The sequence below is a fragment of the Cellulomonas septica genome (assembly GCF_012396155.1).
GTDB classification, from domain to species: Bacteria; Actinomycetota; Actinomycetes; order Actinomycetales; family Cellulomonadaceae; genus Cellulomonas; species Cellulomonas septica.
This window is the reverse complement of record NZ_JAAXOY010000569.1, coordinates 1-2,318: the sequence shown is the minus strand read 5'-3', so window position 1 is coordinate 2,318 and position 2,318 is coordinate 1. Positions and strand designations below refer to the sequence as shown.

At 74.9% G+C, this 2,318-nt stretch carries 2 protein-coding genes; both read left to right on the top strand.

Annotation, left to right across the window (positions count from 1 at the left end; genetic code table 11):
* Positions 1–16: 16 nt before the first annotated feature.
* The gene (gene hemB, locus HGA02_RS16665; RefSeq protein WP_168680249.1) at positions 17–1,018 is read left to right on the top strand and encodes a porphobilinogen synthase; all 1,002 of its coding nucleotides are present in this window, start codon (positions 17–19) and stop codon (positions 1,016–1,018) included.
* Positions 1,015–2,318, top strand: a 1,304-nt coding sequence (gene hemL / locus HGA02_RS16660) for a glutamate-1-semialdehyde 2,1-aminomutase (protein WP_168680247.1), incomplete at its 3' end; no start/stop codon positions are given. The genes hemB and hemL, both read left to right, overlap by 4 nt.

Genomic DNA, 2,318 nt, shown 5'->3' with positions numbered 1-2,318 from the left:
GCTCCGAGGAGCACGCGTGACCACCTCCCTCCCCCGTCCCGGCCGGGTCCGCCCGCGCCGCCTGCGCTCCACGACGGCGATGCGCCGCCTCACGGCGGAGACCCGCCTGCACCCCGCGGAGCTCGTGCTCCCCCTCTTCGTGCGCGAAGGGCTCACCGAGGCGCGCCCGATCGCGTCGATGCCCGGCGTCCTGCAGCACACGCGCGACTCGCTCAAGGGCGCGGTGTCGGACGCCGCCGCGGCCGGGCTCGGCGGGGTCATGCTGTTCGCGATCCCCGAGGTCCGGGACGCGGTCGGCTCGCAGGCCACCGCCCCCGACGGCATCCTCAACCTCGCCATCGCGGACGCGGTCGCCGAGGCGGGCGACGCGCTCGTCGTGCAGGCCGACCTGTGCCTCGACGAGTTCACCGACCACGGGCACTGCGGCGTCCTGACCCCCGCGGGCGCGGTCGACAACGACGCGACGCTGGTCCGCTACGCGGAGATGGCGCTCGCGCAGGCTGCCGCTGGCGCGCACCTCGTGGGGCTCAGCGGGATGATGGACGGCCAGGTCGGCGTGGTGCGCGACGCGCTCGACGACGCCGGCCACGACCAGGTCGCGGTGCTCGCCTACGCGGCGAAGTACGCGTCGGCCTTCTACGGCCCGTTCCGGGACGCCGTCGAGTCGCAGCTCGAGGGCGACCGCCGGACCTACCAGATGGACCCCGCGAACCGCCGGGAGGCGGCGCGCGAGGTCGCGATCGACATCGCCGAGGGCGCCGACGTGGTCATGGTGAAGCCCGCGATGTCCTACCTGGACGTGCTCGCCGACGTGGCGGCCGTGTCCACCGTTCCGGTCAGCGCCTACCAGGTGTCGGGCGAATACGCCATGATCGAGGCCGCCGCCGCGCACGGCTGGATCGAGCGCGAACGGGCGATCCTGGAGTCCGTGCTCAGCATCCGTCGTGCGGGTGCCGATCACGTGCTCACCTACTTCGCGACGGAGCTGGCCGCGTGGCTGGCGGAGGAGAAGTCATGAGCCGGTACGGCAGCAGCGAGGCGGCGGTCGCCGGCCGCACGAGCGCGGAGACGTTCGCGCACGCCCAGGCCGTGATCCCCGGCGGTGTGAACTCCCCCGTGCGCGCGTTCGGCGCCGTCGGCGGCACCCCGCCGTTCGTCGCGTCGGGCAGCGGCCCCTACGTCACGGACGTCGACGGGCACGAGTACGTCGACCTGGTCGGCTCGTGGGGTCCGGCGCTGCTGGGTCACGCGCACCCGGAGGTCGTCGAGGCCGTGCAGGCCGCCGCGGCGCGCGGTCTCGGGTTCGGCGCCCCGACGGTCACCGAGGTCGACCTGGTCGACGAGATCCGCTCGCGCGTCCCCGCGGCCGAGATGGTGCGCCTGGTGTCGACCGGCACCGAGGCGACGATGACGGCGCTGCGCCTCGCGCGCGCCCACACCGGTCGCGACCTCGTCGTGAAGTTCGCCGGCTGCTACCACGGGCACGTCGACGCACTGCTGGCGTCCGCGGGCTCGGGCGTCGCGACGCTCGCGCTGCCCGACTCGGCCGGTGTCTCGACGGCCGTCGCGGCCGAGACGATCGTCCTCCCCTACAACGACGTCGACGCGGTCGCGGAGGCCTTCGCGACGCACGGCGACCGGATCGCGGCGGTCATCACCGAGGCCGCGCCCGCGAACATGGGTGTCGTCCCGCCCGGGCCGGGCTTCAACGCCGAGCTGCGCCGCCTCACGGCCGAGCACGGTGCGCTGCTCATCCAGGACGAGGTGCTCACGGGCTTCCGGGTCGGGTTCTCCGGCTGGTGGGGCCTCGAGGGCCTGCGCGAGGGCTGGGCCGCGGACCTGTTCACGTTCGGCAAGGTCATCGGCGGCGGGCTGCCCGTCGCGGCCGTCGGCGGGCGCCGTGACGTCATGGGCCACCTCGCGCCGGTCGGCCCGGTCTACCAGGCGGGCACGCTGTCGGGGAACCCGGTCGCGACCGCGGCGGGCCTGACGACGCTGCGCCTCGCGGACGCGTCGGTGTACGCGCGGATCGACCAGACGGCGGCGACGCTGCGCACCGAGCTCTCGCGCGTCCTGGCGGACGAGTCCGTCCCGCACAGCGTGCAGTGGGCGGGCAGCCTGTTCAGCACCATGTTCGGTCCGGAGGCCGCGACGCACGGCGTGCGCGACTACGCGGCCGTGCAGGCCACGGAGTCGTGGCGGTACGCGCCGTTCCACCGCGCGCTGCTCGAGGCCGGCGTCTACGCGCCGCCGTCGCCGTTCGAGGCGTGGTTCGTGTCGGCCGCGCACGACGACGCCGCGGTGGACCGCGTGCTGTC